At 69.7% G+C, this 18,898-nt stretch carries 20 protein-coding genes; 18 read left to right on the plus strand and 2 right to left on the minus strand.

Annotated elements, in window-relative coordinates; translation table 11 throughout:
* Positions 1-58: 58 nt before the first annotated feature.
* The 16 genes from FB390_RS24555 to nicT all read left to right on the plus strand — a co-directional run bounded on the left by FB390_RS24555 (position 59) and on the right by nicT (position 14,444).
* Complete coding sequence (locus tag FB390_RS24555) at positions 59-1,114, plus strand: NADH-quinone oxidoreductase subunit B family protein (protein ID WP_141811072.1); 1,056 nt, start codon at positions 59-61, stop codon at positions 1,112-1,114.
* Between the two features lie 10 nt (positions 1,115-1,124).
* Positions 1,125-2,921, plus strand: a complete 1,797-nt coding sequence (locus tag FB390_RS24560; protein WP_141811073.1) for a nickel-dependent hydrogenase large subunit — start codon at positions 1,125-1,127, stop codon at positions 2,919-2,921.
* A gap of 3 nt (positions 2,922-2,924) precedes the next feature.
* Positions 2,925-3,854, plus strand: a complete 930-nt coding sequence (locus FB390_RS24565; protein WP_246124192.1) for a NifU family protein — start codon at positions 2,925-2,927, stop codon at positions 3,852-3,854.
* The gene (locus FB390_RS24570) at positions 3,851-4,486 is read left to right on the plus strand and encodes a DUF5947 family protein (protein WP_141811074.1); all 636 of its coding nucleotides are present in this window, start codon (positions 3,851-3,853) and stop codon (positions 4,484-4,486) included. Before FB390_RS24565 ends, FB390_RS24570 begins: the two co-directional genes overlap by 4 nt.
* Entirely contained in the window at positions 4,483-5,130 is a 648-nt protein-coding gene (locus tag FB390_RS24575) for a DUF6084 family protein (protein ID WP_141811075.1), read from the plus strand. Before FB390_RS24570 ends, FB390_RS24575 begins: the two co-directional genes overlap by 4 nt.
* Complete coding sequence (locus FB390_RS24580; RefSeq protein ID WP_141811076.1) at positions 5,127-6,479, plus strand: hypothetical protein; 1,353 nt, start codon at positions 5,127-5,129, stop codon at positions 6,477-6,479. The genes FB390_RS24575 and FB390_RS24580 overlap by 4 nt, the downstream gene beginning before the upstream one ends.
* Positions 6,480-6,493: 14 nt before the next feature.
* Positions 6,494-6,613: a DUF6893 family small protein gene (locus FB390_RS34925; protein WP_425465882.1), complete on the plus strand. Its 120-nt coding sequence runs from the start codon at positions 6,494-6,496 to the stop codon at positions 6,611-6,613.
* Positions 6,614-6,631: 18 nt separating this feature from the next.
* Positions 6,632-6,955 carry a hypothetical protein gene (locus tag FB390_RS24585; protein WP_185757159.1) on the plus strand — a complete coding sequence of 108 codons (324 nt, stop codon included), beginning with the start codon at positions 6,632-6,634 and terminating at the stop codon, positions 6,953-6,955.
* Complete coding sequence (locus FB390_RS24590; RefSeq protein ID WP_141811077.1) at positions 6,909-7,430, plus strand: hydrogenase maturation protease; 522 nt, start codon at positions 6,909-6,911, stop codon at positions 7,428-7,430. The genes FB390_RS24585 and FB390_RS24590 overlap by 47 nt, the downstream gene beginning before the upstream one ends.
* A gap of 3 nt (positions 7,431-7,433) precedes the next feature.
* Positions 7,434-7,676 (plus strand): HypC/HybG/HupF family hydrogenase formation chaperone, encoded by a 243-nt coding sequence (locus FB390_RS24595; protein ID WP_141811078.1) that lies wholly within the window; start codon positions 7,434-7,436, stop codon positions 7,674-7,676.
* A complete protein-coding gene (gene hypF / locus FB390_RS24600; RefSeq protein WP_141811079.1) occupies positions 7,673-9,991 on the plus strand; it encodes a carbamoyltransferase HypF in 2,319 nt (772 codons plus the stop codon). The genes FB390_RS24595 and hypF overlap by 4 nt, the downstream gene beginning before the upstream one ends.
* A gap of 19 nt (positions 9,992-10,010) precedes the next feature.
* A complete protein-coding gene (locus FB390_RS24605; RefSeq protein ID WP_141811080.1) occupies positions 10,011-10,337 on the plus strand; it encodes a HypC/HybG/HupF family hydrogenase formation chaperone in 327 nt (108 codons plus the stop codon).
* A complete protein-coding gene (gene hypD / locus FB390_RS24610) occupies positions 10,334-11,446 on the plus strand; it encodes a hydrogenase formation protein HypD (RefSeq protein WP_141811081.1) in 1,113 nt (370 codons plus the stop codon). The genes FB390_RS24605 and hypD overlap by 4 nt, the downstream gene beginning before the upstream one ends.
* The gene (gene hypE / locus FB390_RS24615; protein ID WP_141811082.1) at positions 11,439-12,521 is read left to right on the plus strand and encodes a hydrogenase expression/formation protein HypE; all 1,083 of its coding nucleotides are present in this window, start codon (positions 11,439-11,441) and stop codon (positions 12,519-12,521) included. Before hypD ends, hypE begins: the two co-directional genes overlap by 8 nt.
* Positions 12,522-12,609: 88 nt before the next feature.
* Positions 12,610-13,320, plus strand: coding sequence for a DUF6390 family protein (locus FB390_RS24620; RefSeq protein WP_141812006.1), 711 nt, complete (start codon positions 12,610-12,612; stop codon positions 13,318-13,320).
* Positions 13,317-14,444, plus strand: a complete 1,128-nt coding sequence (nicT, locus tag FB390_RS24625) for a Nickel transporter NicT (protein ID WP_246124193.1) — start codon at positions 13,317-13,319, stop codon at positions 14,442-14,444. Before FB390_RS24620 ends, nicT begins: the two co-directional genes overlap by 4 nt.
* A 136-nt stretch (positions 14,445-14,580) precedes the next feature.
* Here the strand turns inward: nicT and FB390_RS24630 are convergent, their stop codons facing one another.
* Entirely contained in the window at positions 14,581-15,789 is a 1,209-nt protein-coding gene (locus FB390_RS24630; RefSeq protein WP_141811083.1) for an esterase/lipase family protein, read from the minus strand.
* Between the two features lie 412 nt (positions 15,790-16,201).
* Between FB390_RS24630 and FB390_RS24635 the strand changes: the two genes are divergently transcribed.
* Both FB390_RS24635 and FB390_RS24640 read left to right on the plus strand, forming a co-directional pair.
* Positions 16,202-16,825 carry a YdcF family protein gene (locus FB390_RS24635; protein WP_141811084.1) on the plus strand — a complete coding sequence of 208 codons (624 nt, stop codon included), beginning with the start codon at positions 16,202-16,204 and terminating at the stop codon, positions 16,823-16,825.
* A 45-nt stretch (positions 16,826-16,870) separates the two neighbouring features.
* Positions 16,871-17,833: an FAS1-like dehydratase domain-containing protein gene (locus FB390_RS24640; protein ID WP_141811085.1), complete on the plus strand. Its 963-nt coding sequence runs from the start codon at positions 16,871-16,873 to the stop codon at positions 17,831-17,833.
* Positions 17,834-17,846: 13 nt separating this feature from the next.
* Here the strand turns inward: FB390_RS24640 and FB390_RS24645 are convergent, their stop codons facing one another.
* Positions 17,847-18,869 (minus strand): LLM class flavin-dependent oxidoreductase, encoded by a 1,023-nt coding sequence (locus FB390_RS24645; RefSeq protein ID WP_141811086.1) that lies wholly within the window; start codon positions 18,867-18,869, stop codon positions 17,847-17,849.
* Positions 18,870-18,898: the final 29 nt, after the last annotated feature.

Consider the following 18,898-nt stretch of genomic DNA (forward strand, 5'->3'; position numbering starts at 1 on the left):
CGGACGGTTTCTCCTTCAGAAGCCTGTGCGGCGCTCCAGCTTCGAAAGGTGGCATCTCATGCCGACTAAGGAAGCAGTCAAAGCCGAAGAAACGCTGATCCACGTTCTCTGGATCAACGCCGGCCTCAGTTGTGACGGTGACTCGGTGGCGCTGACTGCCGCCTCCCAGCCCAGCATCGAGGAGATCGCCCTGGGTTCGCTCCCCGGTCTCCCCAAGGTTGCCGTCCATTGGCCGCTGATCGATTTCGAATGCGGTCCCAACGGTGGGGCCGACGATTTCCTGGAATGGTTCTTCCGCGCCGACCGCGGCGAACTCGAACCGTTCGTCCTCGTGGTCGAGGGATCGATCCCCAACGAGCAGCTCAAAACCGAGGGCTACTGGTGCGGGTTCGGCAACAACCCCGAGACCGGCCAGCCGATGACGACCAGCGAATGGCTGGATCGCCTCGCCCCGAAAGCCACCGCCATCGTGGCCGCCGGTACCTGCGCCACCTACGGCGGCATCCACGCCATGGCGGGAAACCCGACCGGGGCGATGGGCGTGCCGGACTACCTCGGCTGGGATTGGCGGAGCAAGGCGGACATCCCGATCGTCTGCGTGCCGGGGTGCCCGATCCACCCGGACAACCTCTCCGAGACCCTGACCTACCTGCTCTACATGGCCACCGGCCAGGCGCCGATGATCCCGCTCGACGACGCGCTGCGGCCCAAGTGGCTGTTCGCCGCGACCGTCCACGAGGGCTGCGATCGCGCCGGGTACTACGAGCAGGGTGACTTCGCCACCGAGTACGGATCGCCGAAGTGCATCGTGAAGCTCGGCTGCTGGGGTCCGGTCGTGAAATGCAATGTGCCCAAGCGCGGTTGGATCAACGGCGTCGGCGGCTGCCCCAACGTCGGCGGTATCTGCATCGGCTGCACCATGCCCGGTTTCCCGGACAAGTTCATGCCGTTCATGGACGAACCGCCCGGCGGCAAGTTCTCCTCGGCGGCCTCTGGACTGTACGGGTCGGTGATCCGCAGCCTGCGCTCGGTCACCGGCCGCACCGTTGACAAGGAGCCGCGCTGGCGGCACCGCGGCGAGAAGCTGGAAACCGGCGCGACGCGCACCTGGTAGGAGGACTTCGATGACTCAGATCATTCCGGAGCCGTCGCACCGCAAGGTCGACCCGAACGCCCTCGTGGAGATGGCGTGGGATCCGATCACCCGGATCGTCGGCAGCTTGGGTATCTACACCAAGATCGATTTCGAGAATCAGCAGGTCGTGGAGTGCCACAGCACGTCGTCGATCTTCCGCGGCTACTCCATCTTCATGAAGGGCAAGGATCCGCGCGACGCGCACTTCATCACCAGCCGGATCTGCGGCATCTGCGGCGACAACCACGCCACCTGTTCGTGCTACTGCCAGAACATGGCCTACGGCGTGCAGCCACCGCACCTGGGCGAGTGGCTGGTCAACCTCGGCGAAGCGGCCGAGTACATGTTCGACCACAACATCTTCCAGGAGAACCTGGTCGGCGTGGACTTCTGCGAGAAGATGGTCGCCGAGACCAATCCCGGTGTGCTGGCTCGCGCCGAGCGCACCGAAGCGCCGCACGCGGACGCGCACAACTTCCGGACCATCGCCGACATCATGCGCGCGCTGAACCCGTTCAGCGGCGAGTTCTATCGCGAGGCGCTGCAGGTCAGCCGGTTCACGCGCGAGATGTTCTGCCTGATGGAGGGCAGGCACGTGCATCCGTCGACGCTGTATCCGGGCGGTGTCGGCACCGTCGCCACCATCCAGCTGATGACCGACTACATGACGCGTCTGATGCGGTACGTGGAGTTCATGAAGAAGGCCGTGCCGATGCACGACGACCTGTTCGACTTCTTCTACGAGGCGCTGCCCGGCTACGACAAGGTCGGTCTGCGCCGCACGCTGCTCGGCTGCTGGGGTTCGTTCCAGGATCCCGAGTTCTGCAACTTCTCGTACAAGGACATGGAGGACTGGGGTCGCAAGATGTTCGTGACCCCCGGCGTGGTGGTGGACGGGAAACTGCTCACGACCAGCCTGGTCGACATCAACCTCGGCATCCGGATCCTGCTGGGCAGTTCGTATTACGACGACTGGACCGATCAGGAGATGTTCGTGAAGACGGATCCGCTGGGCAATCCGGTGGACCGGCGCCACCCGTGGAACCAGCACACCAACCCCAAGCCGCAGAAGCGCGACCTGGAGGACAAGTACAGCTGGGTGATGTCGCCGCGCTGGTTCGACGGCACGGACCACCTGGCGCTGGACACCGGCGGCGGACCGCTGGCCCGGCTGTGGACCACGGCGCTGGCCGGGCTCGTCGACATCGGCTACGTGAAGTCGACGGGGCACAGCGTGCAGATCAACTTCCCGAAGACCGCCCTGAAGGGGCCGGTCGAGCTCGAATGGAAGATCCCGTCCGTCGGGAGCAACACCATCGAACGCGACCGCGCTCGCACCTACTTCCAGGCGTACGCGGCGGCCTGCGCCCTGCACTTCGCCGAGAAGGCCATCGAGGAGATCCGGGCCGGGCACACCAAGACCTGGGAGCCGTTCGAGGTGCCCGAGGAGAGCATCGGGTGCGGCTTCACCGAGGCCGTGCGCGGCGTCCTGTCCCACCACATGGTGATCAGGGACGGCAAGATCGCCAACTACCACCCGTATCCGCCGACGCCGTGGAACGCCAGCCCGCGCGACAGCTTCGGCACACCGGGCCCCTACGAGGACGCGGTGCAGGGCCAGGCGATCTTCGAGGAGAACAACCGGGAGAACTTCAAGGGCATCGACATCATGCGCACCGTGCGCAGCTTCGATCCGTGTCTGCCGTGTGGCGTGCACATGTATCTCGGCAAGGGAAAGACGCTGGAGAAAGTGCACTCCCCCGCCCAGACGCTGACCCCGGAGTAGCGGATGGCGCGCCCGCAGCGAGAGATGGGAAACGGCCACGACGAGGCCGTAGTCGACGACGATCGCTGGCGCGGCGCGGGCGAACGCATCGAAACGCTGCTCGAATCGAGTTCGGTGGGCGGCGCCGCGGCCAGGGAGCGGGCCGAGGAATTGGTCCGCGAGGTCGCCGATCTCTACGGCGCGGGCCTCGAGCGCATCGTCGGCATGCTCGACGACGCGGCACTCGAACGTCTCGCCGGTGACGACCTGATCGCGAGTCTGCTGCTCGTGCACGGGCTGCACCCGCACGACGTGGCCACTCGGGTGCGCTCCGCGCTCGACAGCGTGCGGCCCTACCTCGGTTCGCACGGCGGCGACGTCACCCTGATCGCGGTCGAGGACGGGATCGTGCGGCTCGAGCTGGCGGGCAGCTGCCGCACCTGCCCGTCGTCGTCGGTGACGTTGGAACTGGCCGTCGAGGAGGCGGTGCGCGCCGCGGCGCCCGAGATCGAGGCGATCGAGGTGGTCGCGGCCGAACCGGAGGCGGGCTCGGGGGTGATCGCGGCGGAGTCGTTGTTCGCCCGCGTGCACGCCGCGGGTCCGCATTCGGGCAGCTGGATCGCCGTCCCCGAACTGGCGGCGCTCGGGGTCGGTGAAGTCGGCGGATTCTCGGTGGCCGGTGTTCCGGTGCTGGCCTGCCGGGTCGGCGACGAAGTGTTCGTCTACCGCGACCGGTGTGGCGCCTGCGGCCGTTCGATGGCGGGCGCGGTCCTGCACCGGCGCCTCGGCTTCCCCGTGGGCGACGCCGTACTGCGCTGCCCGTCGTGCGGCGCGCATTTCGACGCGGTGCACGCCGGTGCGCGGGTCGACGGCGACGGGCACCTCGAACCGCTTCCGGTGCTGGTGCGCTCGGGTGAGCTGTCGGTGGCGGTTCCCGCGGAGGTGCCCGGATGAGTTCGGCGTTCGGCGTGCTGCGCCGCCTGACCGCGCCGCGACCGGCGCCCGCCCCGGCGGGCGAACGCTGCGAGATGTGCGCGGACCCGATCGGCGAATCCCACCAGCACGTGGTGAATATCGAAGGCAGACAGCTGATGTGCGTCTGCCGCGGCTGCTATCTGCTGTTCACCGACCAGACGGCCGCGTTGCGGTACCGCGCGGTGCCGGACCGCTATCTGTCGTTCCCGGACGTGGTCATCGATCAGGACGAGTGGGACGCGCTCGAGATCCCGGTCGGTCTGGCCTTCTTCTTCCGCAATTCGGCGCTCGGGCGCACCGTCGCGTTCTATCCGAGCCCGGCGGGCGCGACCGAGTCCGAACTGCCCTTGCCGCGCTGGCACGCGATCCTGGACCGGCATCCGGAGATCGATGTCGCGGCCGACGATGTCGAGGCGTTGCTGATCCGCATGCCGCACCGCGGCCGACCCGGAGCCTGCCTGCTGTTGCCCATCGACGCCTGCTACGAGTTCGTCGGCCGGATGCGGTTGCTGTGGCGCGGCTTCGACGGCGGCCAGGAGGCGCACCAGTACATCGAGGACTTCTTCGCCACGATGTCGGCGCGGGCGCGAACCGAGGGGGGCGCGCGATGAGCCCGGCCTACTCGATCACCTTCGGCGTCCTGGACATCCGGCCCGAGCCGTACGCGGCGACGCCGACGCTGTCGGCGCGCGTCGGGATCGCGGCGCTCCACGAGGAGCCGGTGCACGCCATCGCGCTGCGCGCGCAGGTCAGGATCGAACCGCGCCGCCGCTCCTACACCGACGAGGAGGCGGCGGGGCTCACGGATCTCTTCGGCGCACGGGAACGGTGGCACGACACACAGCGATCGTTCCTCTGGATGCATTGCGCGACAACGATTCCCGGGTTCACCGGCGGCGCGGAGGTGGACCTGCCGTTGCCGTGTACCTACGACTTCGAGGTCGCTGGATCGAAGTACCTGCACGCGCTGCGCGAGGGCACGGTGCCGTTGCTCTTCCTGTTCAGCGGCACCGTATTCATCAGGGGCGCCGGCGGTTTCGCGGTGCAACAGGTGCCGTGGGATCGCGAGGACAAGTTCGACATGCCGGTCTCGGTGTGGCACGACCTGATGGCCGCGCACTTCCCCAACTCCGGCTGGATCCGGCTGTCTCGCGAGACGCTCGACGCCCTGTCGGCTTACAAGCACGAGCGCGGGCTGCTCGGCTACGACGACGCCGTGGTCGAGCTGCTCGCCTCGGCGCAGGAGCCGACGTGAGCACCCCTCGCTCCGTCCGGTCCGCGCGCGCCAGGGCGCGGGCGGTCGCCGACGCGGTGCTGTACGAGGGCTATCTGCTGTACCCGTATCGGGCGAACGCGCGAAAGAACCAGTGCCGCTGGCAATTCGGCGTCCTCGGTCCCGAGGGCGCCGCGCAGGCGGGTCTCGGTGAGGACTCGATGCTCCGCGCGCAATTCCCGGTCACCGCGGACGGTGACCCCACGCTCGTCCTGACCGTCCGGTTCCTGCAACTACAGCGGCGCACCGTCGAAGACCGCCACGGAACTCCGGTCGCCGAGCTCGATCTCGGCGGCCGCAGGGTGATCAGCTGGGACGAGGCGGTCGAGCACGAGATCGAGCGCGGGCCGATGCCGCTGGCGGGCACCGTGTTCGATGTGTCGGTCCCGGGCGGCGTCGATGTCGAGGACGTGCACGACGCCGCGGGCGCTGTCGCGGGACGGCTGGTGCGCACCCGGCGACCGCTCGACTGCCGGGTCGAGGTATCGGTCGACGAGCTGGCGGGTTGCCACCGCGTCACGATCGCGGTGCGCAATGTCGCCGCTGCGCTGACGAACTCGGACGACGCGCTCGCGCATTCGCTGCTCGGCACGCATGTGATCGCCGAGCTCGACGGCGGCGAGTTCGTGTCGCTGCTGGAGCCGCCGCCCGAAGCGGCCGCGGCGGTCGAGCAGTGCGGCCAGCACCGCTGCTTCCCGGTTCTCGCCGGGCCGCCCGGCGACCGCGGTCTGCTGCTGATCTCGCCGATCATCCTCTACGACCACCCGGAGATCGCCGAACAAAGCGAGGGCCCGTTGTTCGACGCGACCGAGATCGACGAGATCCTGACCCTGCGCGTGATGGGCATGACCGACGAGGAGAAGGAGCAGGCCCGTGCCACCGACCCGCTCGCGGCGCGAATCGTCGACCGCTGCGACGCCACCACGGCCGACCAGCTGAACCGGCTGCACGGCGTGCTGCGCGAACCGGCGAACCCGCCGCGCGTGCTGCCCGAGGTTCCGGACGGCGTCGACTGGTGGGATCCATTGGCCGACAACGCGGTTCGTCCCGATTCCGACGCGGTCGTCGTCGCGGGCGTGCTGGTCAGCCGAGGCAGCCGGGTGCGTCTGCGCCCGGCGCGGCGCGCGGATGCCCACGATCTGTTCTACGACGGCGAGCCCGCGCGGGTGGTGTCGGTGCACGAGGACGTCGACGGCGACGTGCACGTCGGAGTCGTCGTCGAGAACGACCCGGCCGCCGACCTGCACGAGTGGTACGGCCGCTACCTCTACTTCGCGCCCGACGAGATCGAGCCGATCGACGGGCCGACCGAGGGAGACCGAGACGAATGAAAGGAGAGTCGGCCATGGACAGGGTGGGAGCAGTGGCGATCGCCATCGCCGCGGTGATCGGAGGTGTTCTCACGGTCGTCGGGGTGCGGTCGATACCGGACATCCGGCGCTATTTCCGGATCCGCAACATGTAGCGAAGGTGAGGACAAGTCATGGGTGACAGGAAAGAAGAGCCGCAGTCGGCACGCGGGGCGCCTGGCTCGCGCGACACCGGTTCGGACACGGTCGCCGGCGGTCCGACGGACCGTGAACCCGGCGACATCGGGCACGAGGAGCTGACCTCGGCCGAGGGTGAGCGCCCCGAGCGCGGCACCGACTTCACCACGACGCCGGGCACCGACGCCGAACCGGCCGTCCCGCCCTACGACGAGCGCAAGGACACCGCGAATCGGCCGGGCGAGACAGCGGCGGGTGAGGTGGAGGGCGCCGATGTCGGCGGCGCGACGACGCCGACGCCGACCGACGAACAGGAGTGAGGCGACGACGAAGGTGCTGGTCGCCGGGATCGGGAACATCTTCCTCGGCGACGACGGATTCGGCCCGGCGGTGGTGCGGCGGCTGCCCGCCCCCACCGCGGCGGACGTGCGCGTCGCCGACTACGGCATCCGGGGCATGCACCTCGCCTACGACCTGCTGAACGACTGGGACGCGCTGGTGCTCGTCGACGCCCTGCCCGATCGGGGCGCGCCGGGCCGGGTCGAGGTGTTCCGTGCGGAGCAGGCGGAGGAAGCCGGCACCCGGCTCGACGCGCACGCGATGGATCCCGAGGCCGTGTTCTCGATGGTGCGGACGCTGGGCGGCACCGTGCCGCCGACGGTGATCGTCGGGTGCCAGGTCGTCTCGGTCGCCGAGGGGATCGGCCTCACCGAGCCCGTCGAGGCGGCCGTCGCACCCGCCGCCGCCGCGGTCGGGTCGGTGCTGGCGGACCTGCTCAGCCGACAGGAGGTGTGAACGATGTGCCTCGGGATTCCGGGCCGGGTCGTGCGGATGGCCGAGGGCTACCACGATCAGGTGGCCTTGGTGGACGTCTCGGGTGAGACGCGCAAAGTGAACATCGGCATGCTCGACGAAGGCCCGGTGCGCCCCGGCGAGTGGGTCATCATCCACATGGGTTTCGCGGTCGAGCGAACCGACGAGGCGGGCGCGGCCGAGGCGCTCGCGGGGCTGCGGCTGCTGGGACGCGGGGAGGAACCGTGACCGCGGCGCGAACCCGGCGGCGGATCCTGGTCCGCGGCGTGGTGCAGGGCGTCGGATTCCGGCCGTTCGTCTACACCACCGCCGCCGAGCTGTCGCTGGCCGGTCGCGTGTCCAACGACAGCTCCGGTGTGATCGTCGAGGTCGAGGGCGCCGCGCGGGATCTGGACGAATTCGAGCGCCGCGTCCACCAGAGTCCGCCACCGCTGGCCGTCGTCGAATCCATCGAGACGACCGAGATTCCGGCGCGCGGCGGCACCGGGTTCCACATCGCCGACACCACCCGCGACGGCGCGGGACGCACACTGGCCTCGCCGGACGTGGCGATCTGCGCCGAGTGCGCCGCCGAACTGCGCGATCCGGCCGATCGCCGCTACCGGCACCCCTTCGTCAACTGCACCAACTGCGGTCCTCGATTCACCATCATCGCGAGTCTGCCCTACGACCGCGACCGCACGTCGATGGCCGAGTTCCCCATGTGCGCGGCGTGCGCGCGCGAGTACGCCGACCCCGCCGATCGCCGCTTTCACGCGCAGCCGATCGCCTGTCCCGACTGCGGTCCCACGCTCGGCTACACCGGCCCCGGCGCGGGAGACCCGATCGCGGCGTCCCGAGAGTTGCTGCGGCGCGGCGGGATTCTCGCGGTCAAGGGCATCGGTGGATACCACCTGGCCTGCGACGCGGCGAACGAGGCCGCCGTCGCCGAGCTCCGTCGCCGGAAACGGCGCGGCGACAAGCCGTTCGCGCTCATGGTGCCGGATCTGGCGACCGCACGGGCGATCGTCGAGGTCGACGCGGCCGCCGCCGCATTGTTGACCGGGCCCGCCCGCCCGATCGTGTTGCTGCCGCGGCGCGCGGAGCCCGAATCGCCTGCCGTGGCGGCCTTTCCGGCACCGGCCAGATCGGTGGCTCCGCGCAATCCCGATCTCGGCGTGATGATCGCCTACTCGCCGTTGCATCTGCTGCTGTTCGGGCTGCCCGACGACCCGCCCGGCCCCCAGGCATTGGTGATGACCTCGGGAAACCTCGGCGGCGAGCCGATCTGCTACGACGACGCCGACGCGCGCGAGCGCCTGGCGGGCCTCGCCGACGCGTGGCTCACGCACAACCGGCGCATCGTGGTGCCCTGCGACGATTCGGTGGTGCGGCTGGTCGACGGCGTCGAACTGCCGGTGCGCCGCTCCCGTGGGTACGCGCCGATGCCGTTGGCCCTGCCGACGCCGATGCCGCCGACGCTGGCTGTCGGCGCCGATCTGAAGAACACCTGCGCGGTGGCCGACGGCCGCTACGCGTGGTTGAGCCAGCACATCGGCGACATGGACGACCTGGCAACGCTGCGCGCGTTCACCGAGGCCGAGCGGCATCTCGAGGAGCTCACCGCCGTGCGGCCGATCCAGTTGGCCGCCGACGCGCACCCGCGCTACCGGTCCACCGCGTGGGCCGAACAACACGCCGACGGCCGCCCGCTACGGACGGTGCAGCACCACCACGCCCATATCGCGGCGGTGATGGGCGAGCACGGCCTCGACCCCGCCGCGACGGTGCTCGGAATCGCGTTCGACGGAACCGGTTTCGGGCCCGACGCGGCGATCTGGGGCGCCGAGGTGCTCGCCGCGGGATACAAGGGGTACCGGCGGCTCGCGCATCTGCGCTACGTGCCCCTCGCCGGTGGCGACCTGAGCGTGCGTCGGCCGTACCGCATGGCGCTGGCGCACCTGCGCGCCGCCGGGATCGACTGGACCGAGGACATCCTCGCGGTCCGGGCATGCCCGGCCGAAGAACGCAAAGTTCTGGCACACCAGCTGGATACCGGCTTCGGCTGCGTGCCGACCTCGAGCATGGGCAGGCTCTTCGACGCGGTCTCGTCGCTGGCCGGGGTGCGCCACGAGGTGGACTACGAGGCCCAGGCGGCGATCGAGCTGGAGGGACTGGCTCGCGGCGCGGATCCCGGTGCGGGAGTTTACGAGTTCGCCATCCCGGCGAACGACGGCTCCCGCGGTCGCGGCGGCACCGCGATCGATCCCGCTCCGGTGATCGCCGCGGTCGTCGCCGATGTGCGGGCCGGGGTCCCGCCCGCCGTGGTCGGCGCGCGCTTCCACGCGGCGGTCGCGCGCCTGATCCTCGACCTCGCCGTCGAATACGGAGCCTCGGCCACGCCAGTGGCCCTGTCCGGCGGGGTGTTCCAGAACGCCCTGCTGCTCTCGGCCACTCGAAAACTTCTACAGGAGAAGGGCTTCGAAGTCCTCTGCCATCGCAGGCTGCCGCCGAACGACGGCGGACTCGCGTTCGGCCAGCTACTCGCCATCGGAGCGGGATGAGCGGAAAGGAGAAGCGACGATGTGCCTGGCAGTACCGGGAAAGGTGCTCAGCCTGCACGAGCGGGACGGCACGCTGATGTCGACCGTCGACTTCGGCGGCGTGCACAAGGATGTGTGCCTGCAATACATCCCCGACGCGGCGGTCGGCGACTACGTCGTCGTCCACGTCGGATTCGCGATTCAGCGTCTGGACGAGCAGTCCGCGCTACAGACCCTGGCCGAGTTCGAACGCCTCGGTGTGCTCAACGAAGAGTTCGGCGACGGATTCGCCATCGCCGCGAAGCAGGCGGGAGTCGAGAACCCCGAAACGACCGAGCAGCGAGACGATCCGGAGGTGACGTCGTGAAGTACCTCGACGAATTCAGCGATCCACAGCTTGCCAAGGGCTTGCTCGACCGGATCCGCGGCGCGACGAGCAGACGGTGGTCGATCATGGAAGTCTGTGGCGGCCAGACGCATTCGATCATCCGGCACGGCATCGATCAGCTGCTGCCCGACCAGATCGAGATGATCCACGGCCCGGGTTGCCCCGTCTGCGTCACCCCGCTCGAGGTGATCGACAAGGCGCTCGAGATCGCCGCGCGGCCGGGAGTGATCTTCTGCTCGTTCGGCGACATGCTGCGGGTGCCCGGCAGCAACAAGGATCTGTTCCGCGTCAAGAGCGAAGGCGGCGACGTGCGCGTGGTCTACTCACCGCTCGACGCGCTCGAGCTCGCGCGCGCGAACCCGGACCGGCAGGTGGTGTTCTTCGGCATCGGCTTCGAGACCACCGCGCCGGCCAACGCGATGACCGTCTACCAAGCCAAGCGGCTCGGCGTGCGGAACTTCTCGCTGCTTGTCTCGCACGTGCTGGTGCCGCCCGCCATCGCCGCGATCATGGAGTCGCCCGATTGCCGGGTCCAGGGGTTCCTCGCCGCCGGTCACGTGTGCACCGTCATGGGCACCGGCGAATACCCGCCGCTGGCCGAGAAATACCGAGTTCCGGTGGTGGTCACCGGGTTCGAGCCGCTCGACATCCTGGAGGGGATCCGCCGCACGGTGATGCAGCTGGAGGCCGGGCGGCACGAGGTGGAGAACGCCTATCCCCGCGCGGTGGCCGCCGCGGGCAACCCGGCCGCCAAGGCGATGCTCGAGGACGTCTTCGAGGTCACCGACCGGGCCTGGCGCGGCATCGGCGTCATTCCGCGCAGCGGCTGGCGGCTGTCGGAGCGGTACCGCGACTACGACGCCGAGCAGCGGTTCTCCGTCGACGAGCTGCACACCGAGGAGTCCTCGATCTGCCGGTCCGGCGAGGTGCTGCAAGGCCTGATCAAGCCGCACGAGTGCGCCGCCTTCGGCAAGCAGTGCACGCCGCGAAATCCCTTGGGCGCCACCATGGTCTCCTCCGAGGGCGCGTGCGCCGCCTACTACCTGTACCGGCGGCTCGACCTACCCGCGGAGGTCGCTCATGCTTGACGAGACCGGATCGCCCGCGCCCGCGCGCGTCGACATGGGCAGCTGGGTCTGCCCGATGCCGCTGCGGGATTCGCCGAACATCGTGATGGGGCACGGCGGCGGCGGTGCGATGTCGGGCGAGCTGATCGAGCATCTCTTCCTGCCCGCGTTCGGATCGGCCGCCGAGGCGGGATTCGGCGATTCGGCGGTGGTCAGCCTCGGCGGCGCCCGGTTGGCGTTCACCACCGATTCGTTCGTGGTGAAACCGATGGAGTTCCCCGGCGGCTCGATCGGCGAGCTCGCCGTGAACGGCACCGTCAACGATCTCGCGATGTCCGGCGCCCGTCCCATGGTGCTGTCGACCGCCTTCATCCTGGAGGAGGGCACCGCGCTCGCCGACATCGCGCGCATCGCCGCGGCCATGGGCACCGCCGCCCTCGGGGCGGAGGTCAAGCTGGTCACCGGCGACACCAAGGTCGTCGACGCCGGTCACGGCGACGGCGTGTACGTCAACACCGCGGGTATCGGCCTGATCGACGACGGCGTCGACATCCGCCCGCAGCGCGCGCGACCGGGCGACGTGGTCTTGGTCAGCGGGGAGATCGGCTTGCACGGCGTGGCGGTGCTGAGCTGTCGCGAGGGCTTGGAATTCGGCACCACGGTGTGCAGCGACACCGCGCCGCTACACGGTCTGGTCGCGGCGATGCTGGCCACCGGCGCCGACGTGCACGTCCTGCGTGATCCGACGCGCGGTGGGGTGGCCGCGACGCTCAACGAGATCGCCGGGGTGGCGAAAGTCGGTGTGTCGCTGGACGAGCGGAAGATCCCGGTGTCCTCGCAGGTTCGCGATGCGTGCGGACTGCTCGGCCTGGATCCGCTGTACGTCGCGAACGAGGGCAAGCTGATCGCCTTCGTCGCGCCGGAGGACGCCGACCGGGTCCTCGCGGCCATGCGCGAGCACCCGCTGGGCGGGCGCGCCGAGGCGATCGGCGTCTGCGTCGACGAACATCCCGGCATGGTGGTCGCCCGCACGGCGCTGGGCGGAAACCGGGTGGTCGACCTGCCCGCGGGCGAGCAATTGCCCCGAATCTGTTGACATGGACGGCGATTCGGCTTCCGCCGGGGCGGCGCGAGGAGGTGGCTCGGTCACCGGGCTCGACGTGGCAGGCCTCGACGGAACGGAGATGTTCGCCCGCTACGCCCACGCGCCCAACGCGCTCGGCCACTGCGGTCCCGCCGCGAGCGGGTCGATGGTCGACCTGCCCGCGGCGGAGGTCAGGGCGATGGCGCGCCGATTCTCCGGCGCGTGGCCCTACCTGCGGGTCATGTCGCGGCTGACCGGCATCGACGACCCGCTGGACCGCCGCCTCGTCGAATCGTATTGGCTGGGAGGGGGAATCGGCGCGCGGCTGGACCCGGCGGAGTTCATGGCGGAACTCCTGGCGGTCATCGGTCCGGTCGCCGGTCACTACTGGGCGCATCTGACCACGGAACTGGCGCCCGAGGCCGCCGCCAACCACTGCTTCCACGTCTTCGGCGTCTACCCGTGGACCAGACTGCTCGGACGGGGAAACGACGAGCACCCGCTGCGCGTCCTCGACAACTGCCGCATCACCTGGGGAACGGTCCTGGCTCGCGCGGACGATCGGGTGACGGTGTCGACTCGCCGCCTGGCGTGGGACGGGAACCGACTCGCGTTGTCCCCGCCCGAGACTCGGCAGGTAGCGGTGTGGGTCGACGGCTACTCCCCCGCGCCGGACGTGCGCGAGCACGATCTCGTCGCGCTGCACTGGGATCGGTTGTGCGGGCTGCTGGAGCCGGAGCAGGTCCGCGACCTCGCCGACAGCACGGACCGCCAGTTGCGCGTCACCAACGACAGGCTGTCGCGGACGTGACCGTTTCCTCCGGCACCGGACGATCCCGCCTCGACGTCGTTCGCCACTCGCTGACCCGCCCCGAGTGGCTCGGCATGGCAGGCATGTTCGCCGTGATCGCGGCCTTGCACCTGGTCGGCTGGGTCACCCTGATCGTGTTCGTCGTGCCGCGAAATCTGGACATCGGCGCGCAGACGCTCGGGGTCGGCGTCGGCCTGACCGCCTACACGCTCGGTTTGCGACACGCCTTCGACGCCGACCACATCGCCGCGATCGACAACACCACCCGCAAGCTGATGAGCGACGGGCAGCGCCCGCTCTCGGTCGGATTCTTCTTCTCTCTCGGGCATTCGACGATCGTCTTCGGACTCGCCTTCCTGCTGTCGATCGGGATCAGGTCGCTCGCCGGACCCGTCGAGGACGACTCGTCCGGTCTGCAGCACTACACCGGGCTGTTCGGCACCACGGTCTCGGGCGCGTTCCTCTACCTCATCGCCATCGTCAACATCGTTGTGCTGATCGGCATCCTGCGCGTTTTCCGGAGCGTGCGCGCCGGGGTCTACGACGAGACCGCGCTCGAAGATCAGCTCGCCAAACGGGGATTGACGAATCGCCTTCTCGGACCGGTGATGAAGGCGGTCAAAAGGCCGTGGCAGATGTACCCGGTGGGTCTGCTCTTCGGCGTCGGCTTCGACACCGCGACCGAGGTGGCGCTGCTCGTGCTGGCCGGGACCAGCGCGGCCGCCGGTCTGCCCTGGTACGCGATCCTGTGCCTGCCCGTCCTGTTCGCCGCGGGCATGAGCCTGCTCGACACCATCGACGGAACGTTCATGAATTTCGCCTACGGATGGGCATTCGCCGAACCTGTCCGCAAGGTCTACTACAACATCGCCGTCACGGCGCTGTCGGTCGCCGTTGCCCTGCTCATCGGCACCGTCCAGCTGCTCGGCCTGCTCGCCGAGCAGCTCGGCTGGTCCGGCGGTTTCTGGGACTGGCTCACCGGCATCGACCTGAACGTCCTGGGCTATGTCGTCGTGGGCCTGTTCGTCGTCACCTGGGTCCTCGCGCTGCTGGTGTGGCGCTACGGCCGCATCCAGCAGCGGTGGGCTCGGCAGCCCGCGGCTCCGGACCGGGTCGACTCCTAGCACGCCGAAGCCCACCGGGCGGCAGTGCGTGCGTTACTCCGCTCGGTGGGCTCGGCGCCGGCGGTCGGGTCGCGCCTGTACGGGAGGGGTTCGAGGGTTCCCGCCCGACATCCCGACCGCCCGATCGGTCAACAGGTCACAGTGCGCCACCACCTCCGATCAGCCAGGGGTTGAAGGTGCAGTCGAGCTGCGGGTGACCCACCGGGTCCAGCGCGCGCAACGCGATCGACAGCGCCCGCGGCGAGTACATCATCGTGAGGTGGTCGGAGACGTCCTGCTCGCAGCCGTCCTGGAGGGTGATGTTGTCCACTTTCACGCCGGGACCGGCCTGCAGGAAGGTCAGGTCGTAAGGGTTGGTGATCTCGTCGTAGCGGGTGCCGACGATGGTGTAGTCCACGCCGGGCACGGTGTCGCCGTTGGCGTTGAGCTTCTGCACGAACTCCGAGCCGACCGTCTGCTGGATGCCCGCGTGACCGACGAAGATCTCGATGAAGCCGAGGATGTCGATGCCGAAGTTGTTGATGGCCCGGCCCAGCGCGCCGATCCCGATCAGGCTGGTGCCGTGGTGGGTCGCGCCGTAGGTGACGAGGTTCTGCACCTTGGCCGCCCCGCCCTCGAACTTGGTGTACCAGTTGGCCATCGCGCCGCCCTGCGAGTGGGCGATGATGTCGACCTCGTCGGCTCCGGTGGCCGCGAGCACCCGGTCGACGAAGGTGGCCAGTTGCTTGGCCGAGTCCCAGATGTAGCCGGTGCCCATCACGCCGGGCAGCACCGAACCGAGGCCGCCGCCCTCGAGCAAATTCGAGCGGCCGTAGTTGAAGGTGAAGGTGCAGAAGCCGGCGTCCTTGATCGGCTGGCCCATGAAGGCGTAGCCGTTGTAGGCGTTCATCCAGGTGCCGTGCAGCATCACCACGGGACGGGGGTGCTCGGCGGTGGGCTTGCAGTTCCAGTCGTTGGCGCCGGGCGGGGCGACATCGGGATTCAGCAGACCGTAGCCGAACGCGGCCAGCCACGATGTCATCGGCGGGCCGTAACCGACTGTGTCGCTGGCGAATCCGCCCGAGGAACCGGAACTGCTTCCGGATCCCCCGTAGCAGTCGCCCGAGCCGTTGCCGGAGCCCGCGCCGCTGCCGGAGGTGCAGGCCGAGCCGGAGCTGCCTGCGCTGCCCGAGTCGGCGACCGGCGCCGCCTTGCGGCCCGCGGCGATGAGGTCCGCCAAGGCCTGTTCGGTCGGCGCCGGTTCGGGCGCGGCCTGGGCCGCGACACCGGTGAAGCTCATGGCGAGCACCGATACGATCGACACCGCCGCGGCGCCGAGTGTTCGGCCGCAGGTACTTCGTTTCATCAGATGCCTTTCGGTCGGAACGACGTCGTTCCCTCGTTCTCGGTTCTTGCGGTTCGCAGGCCCGCCGTGCCGGTCGGCGGGACTGAAACTGCGCCAACGCTAGGACCGGCGAAACGGCGAAACCCACACCGCGAGCGGGTATCTGGACACCTCACGAAGCGTTTGCCGCGGCCGTAGGGAACGTGCACAGTCACCGCCGCGCAGGCGTGCGCCGGTTCGGGTGACAGGCGCGCCGAACGATTTCGGGTATCGCTCACGACCTCGAGTGCAACCCTCCAATTACGCGGTCGCCGAACGATGACATCTCCAAATATTCCGGCGGGCACGGTGTGCCGGGCGGATCACGGCGCGATCATGGAGCGAGATTTCCCAGCCATCGAAGGCCACTCGATGGCTAATCGATGGAGATGCCATGTTCCACACGTTGTTTCCGCGACCGCGGTTCCGCCGCGGCACGATGCGCGCCCTGCTCGGCGCCGCGACGGCAGCGACCGCGCTGCTCCACGCCCCGGGCGCGATGGCCGACGGGGGCACCGGTTCGGCCGCGGCTTCCCCGCCGCCGCCCCACCTCGCCTCGGCGCAGCCCGCGCTGGGTTTCCGCGGCCCGGACACCGCGATCGTCGTGCTCGGCTACGGCCTGCTCCCCGATGGCGCGATGCGCCCGGAACTGCTCGCACGCCTGCACGCCGGATTCGCGCAGGCGCTGCTCGCTCCCGCCTCGCCCGTCATCGTGACCGGCGGAAACCCGCGCAACGGCGTCACCGAGGCGCGGGCGATGGCGGATTGGCTCATCGCCCGCGGTATTCCGGCCGACCGGGTGATCGTCGAGCCGGACGCCGCGTCGACGGTGCAGAACGCCGAGCACTCGGCCAGGATCATGCGCGACATCGGCGCGAGGGACGCGGTCGTCGTCACCTCGGCCGATCACATCGACCGCGCGGTCGGCGATTTCGCCGGCGCGGGGGTGGACGTCGTCGCCACCGTGACACCGGATCAGGTGCCCGCGCTGGTCGTCCCTTTCGGTCCGCCCGCCTGATCGGCGATCCCCTTTTCCACCGGCACGGCAATTCTGGAGCAAATTATGACCGAGCTCTTCACGCCCATGTCCCGCACCGAATCACCGTCGTATCACGACATCCCGGCGTCGTGGCGCGGCGTGGTTCGCGAAGAGACCATTCGCGAATTCGCCCGCGCCGTCCGCAATTTCCATCCGGCGCACCGGCGGGAAGACGCGGCGCACCGGCTCGGGTATTCCGGCCTCGTCGCCCCGCCGACATTCGCCACCGTGTTCCTCGGCCACCTGTACCGGGAATTGCTGCACTCTCCGCGCACCACCATCACCGCCGCGGCGTCTCGCGTCCCGCACACCGCGCCCCGCGTCCTGCACGCCGACCACGTGCTCGATCTGGCCAGGCCGCTGCTGGCGGGCGATCGGCTGGAGTGCCGGGTGCACGTCGAATCCTCGCGCTATTTCTCGGACTACGAGGTGCTCACGATCAGGAGCGCGCTGGTGGACGGCGCCGGTCGCGCGGTGCACACCGGCACGACGACGGTGCTCGGGCGGGTGCGGGCCGTGACCGGATCGGGAGGCGCGGAGGCGTTCGCCGATCGGCAGCAGGCCGAGACAGCGCTCCCCCACACCGATGATCGAACGCTCTGCACCGCAGTAGATTTCGATACCCTCGCGGTCGGCGATCAACTACCGGTCCAGCTGCTCGAGGTGTCCGGTGCGGATCTGGCCGAGTACTCGTACGTGACCGGCCTGCCGAGCGACGAGCCATCCGGCATGTACGAAATCGGTCTCGCCACGGGCTATCTCACCGACTGGCTCGGTGATCCCGGCGCCATCGGCAGGCTCCGCACCCAGGTCGCGCCCGGCGTCCACGGCCTGCGCGTCCGGCCCGGGCAGCGGGTCCGTCTCGCCCTGCGCGGCCGGATCACCGCGCTGGATCGACGCCGACGCGCCGCCACCCTCACGGTGGACCTCCGTTGCGAGGGTCGTCGGCTGTTCGGCTACGCCGCGGTCGAGGCGCGATTCCGCTGAGGCGTGGCGCGTCCTACGCCGCCCGTCGCTCCTCGGCAGGAAGCAATCCGATGAGTCGCGCCAGCCGCCGGTGCGACTCGAGCCGCGCGGTGCGATCGTAGGTGCTGGTGTGCACCAGGATCTCGTCCGCTCCGGTCCGGGTGACCAGCCGCTCGAGCGCCTCGGCCACCTCGTCCTCGGTGCCGTGGATCTGATCCCGCATCGATTCCGCGACCAGGCGCCGCTCGCGTTCGGTCATCGGAGCCGACTCGATCTCTTCCGGCGGCAGCAACACCGGGAACTCGCCGCGGGTGCGCGAGTACGCGTTCGACCACGCCTCCGGCAGCAGCATCCTGCGCGCTTCCTCGGTGCTGTCGGCGATCAGGACGGTGCCCGAGACGACGACGTACGGTTCGCTCCCCCAAGCGGTTTCGCGGAATTCCGCGCGGTAGCGTTCGATCGCCTCGACCATCCGATCGGTTCCCGCCACCGCCGCGACGACCAGCGGCAGCCCGAAGCGCGCGGCGCGTTCCGCGCCGGAACCGGTGGCCAGCAGGAACGCGGGCACCCGCAGGCCCTCCGCGGGCCACGCGTGCACACCCTGCCTGCCGTGGGCGAAGTAGTCGAGCACCGCGGCGAGTTGGTCGTCGAAATCCTCGGCGTCGGCCTTGCCGTGCCCGAGCGCGCGGCGCACCCCGTCGGTGAAGCCGACCGACCGGCCGAGGCCCATGTCGATCCGTCCGGGGTAGAGCGACTCCAGGACGCCGAACTGTTCGGCCACCACCAGCGGCTGATGGTTGGGCAGCATCACCCCGCCGGTGCCGATCCGGATGCGCGAGGTCGCGGCCGCCGCCGCGGCGGCGAGCACGGTGGGCGCCGACCCGGCGACGCCCGGCACGCTGTGGTGCTCGGACACCCAGAACCGGTGGTAACCCCACTGCTCGGCCAGCCGCGCGAACTCGACCGTCTCGCGCAGCGCCGCGGGATGCGACTGCCCGCGGCGCACCCGCGAGCGGTCCAGGATGGAGAAGCGAACGGAAGGCAGTGCCGCGGTCATACCCGTTGTCAACGCGCCCGCCGCTCGCC

The organism is Nocardia bhagyanarayanae, assembly GCF_006716565.1.
Classification (GTDB): Bacteria; Actinomycetota; Actinomycetes; order Mycobacteriales; family Mycobacteriaceae; genus Nocardia; species Nocardia bhagyanarayanae.

Excerpts from the sequence above, each read along its gene's own strand:
- FB390_RS24585 (WP_185757159.1), top strand. The coding sequence starts at position 6,632 with ATGGGTGACAGGAAAGAAGAGCCGCAGTCGGCACGCGGGGCGCCTGGC.
- FB390_RS24605 (WP_141811080.1), top strand. The coding sequence starts at position 10,011 with ATGTGCCTGGCAGTACCGGGAAAGGTGCTCAGCCTGCACGAGCGGGAC.
- FB390_RS24590 (WP_141811077.1), top strand. The coding sequence starts at position 6,909 with ATGTCGGCGGCGCGACGACGCCGACGCCGACCGACGAACAGGAGTGAG.
- FB390_RS24630 (WP_141811083.1), bottom strand. The coding sequence starts at position 15,789 with ATGAAACGAAGTACCTGCGGCCGAACACTCGGCGCCGCGGCGGTGTCG.
- FB390_RS24575 (WP_141811075.1), top strand. The coding sequence starts at position 4,483 with ATGAGCCCGGCCTACTCGATCACCTTCGGCGTCCTGGACATCCGGCCC.
- FB390_RS24595 (WP_141811078.1), top strand. The coding sequence starts at position 7,434 with ATGTGCCTCGGGATTCCGGGCCGGGTCGTGCGGATGGCCGAGGGCTAC.
- FB390_RS24560 (WP_141811073.1), top strand. The coding sequence starts at position 1,125 with ATGACTCAGATCATTCCGGAGCCGTCGCACCGCAAGGTCGACCCGAAC.
- FB390_RS24555 (WP_141811072.1), top strand. The coding sequence starts at position 59 with ATGCCGACTAAGGAAGCAGTCAAAGCCGAAGAAACGCTGATCCACGTT.
- FB390_RS24645 (WP_141811086.1), bottom strand. The coding sequence starts at position 18,869 with ATGACCGCGGCACTGCCTTCCGTTCGCTTCTCCATCCTGGACCGCTCG.
- FB390_RS24640 (WP_141811085.1), top strand. The coding sequence starts at position 16,871 with ATGACCGAGCTCTTCACGCCCATGTCCCGCACCGAATCACCGTCGTAT.
- hypE (WP_141811082.1), top strand. The coding sequence starts at position 11,439 with ATGCTTGACGAGACCGGATCGCCCGCGCCCGCGCGCGTCGACATGGGC.
- FB390_RS24570 (WP_141811074.1), top strand. The coding sequence starts at position 3,851 with ATGAGTTCGGCGTTCGGCGTGCTGCGCCGCCTGACCGCGCCGCGACCG.
- FB390_RS34925 (WP_425465882.1), top strand. The coding sequence starts at position 6,494 with ATGGACAGGGTGGGAGCAGTGGCGATCGCCATCGCCGCGGTGATCGGA.
- FB390_RS24565 (WP_246124192.1), top strand. The coding sequence starts at position 2,925 with ATGGCGCGCCCGCAGCGAGAGATGGGAAACGGCCACGACGAGGCCGTA.
- FB390_RS24635 (WP_141811084.1), top strand. The coding sequence starts at position 16,202 with ATGTTCCACACGTTGTTTCCGCGACCGCGGTTCCGCCGCGGCACGATG.
- FB390_RS24620 (WP_141812006.1), top strand. The coding sequence starts at position 12,610 with ATGTTCGCCCGCTACGCCCACGCGCCCAACGCGCTCGGCCACTGCGGT.